This is a genomic window from Kitasatospora sp. A2-31 (assembly GCF_022288725.1).
GTDB lineage: Bacteria > Actinomycetota > Actinomycetes > Streptomycetales > Streptomycetaceae > Kitasatospora.
The window spans coordinates 1-1,199 of the sequence record NZ_JAKNTA010000234.1 but is presented as its reverse complement, the minus strand read 5'-3'; the positions used below and the strand labels follow the sequence as shown (position 1 = coordinate 1,199).

1 pseudogene is annotated in these 1,199 nt (G+C 72.0%); it reads right to left on the bottom strand.

Annotation, left to right across the window (positions count from 1 at the left end):
- Positions 1-1,177, bottom strand: a pseudogene (gene aceB / locus MCM47_RS41145) (malate synthase A); the annotation flags it as partial.
- Positions 1,178-1,199: the final 22 nt, after the last annotated feature.

Here is a 1,199-nt window from a genome sequence, read left to right as displayed (position 1 = left end):
CCTGGACGGCGTTGTGCAGGCCCGCGTGGGTGCAGGTCCCGCCGGCGCCGGCGATGTCGAGCAGTTGGGCCGCGGTGACGGGCTCGGGCGGGCCGGGGTTGTCCTTCTGGTTCGGGCGGTCGCCGAGCACGGCGTCGAAGGAGGCCCGGGCGACCGGGACCAGGTCGGGGTGCGCCACCCAGGAGCCGTCGAAGCCGTGGCCGGCCTCCCGGTCCTTGTCGGCCTTGACCTTCTCCAGGGCGGCCGCGTTGACCTCGGGGTCCTTGCGGCTCGGGATGAACGCGGCCATGCCGCCGATGGCGTGGGCACCGCGCCGGTGACAGGTCTGCACCAGCAGCCGGGTGTAGGCGGCCATGAACGGCGAGGCCATGGTGACGGTGTTGCGGTCCGGCAGGATGTAGTGCTCGCCGGCGTCGCGGAAGTTCTTGACGATCGAGAACAGGTAGTCCCAGCGGCCCGCGTTGAGCCCGGCCGCGTGGTCGCGCAGCTCGTAGAGGATCTCCTCCATCTCGAACGCGGCGGTGATCGTCTCGATCAGGACGGTCGCACGGATGGTGCCGTACGGGATGCCGAGGGCGGCCTGGGCGTGGGTGAACACGTCGTTCCACAGCCGCGTCTCGAGGTGGCTCTCGGTCTTCGGCAGGTAGAAGTACGGGCCGGAGTTCGGGTCGTCCGCGCCGCGGGCGATCAGCCGGGCCGCGTTGTGGAAGAAGTACAGCCCGAAGTCGAAGAAGGCACCGGCCACCGGGACGCCGTCGACCAGCAGGTGGTTCTCGTCCAGGTGCCAGCCCCGCGGGCGGACCACGACGGTGGCGAGCTCGGCGGCAGGCCTGAGGCTGTAGGTCTTGCCGGCCGAGGACGTGAAGTCGATCCGGCCCTCGAAGGCGTCGATCAGGTTGATCTGGCCGCTGACCACGTTCTCCCAGGTCGGGGCGGTGGCGTCCTCGAAGTCGGCGAGCCACACCTTGGCGCCCGAGTTGAGCGCGTTGATGACCATCTTGCGGTCGGTGGGGCCGGTGATCTCGACCCGGCGGTCCTGGAGCGCGCGCGGGGCCTCGGCCACCGTCCAGTCGCCCTCGCGCACGGCGGCCGTCTCGGGGAGGAAGTCCAGGGTGCCGGCCCGTGCGATCTCGGCGCGGCGGGTCCTGCGGCGGGCCAGCAGCTCCTGTCGGCGGGGCCCTCAGGGGCGGGGGGGGGGG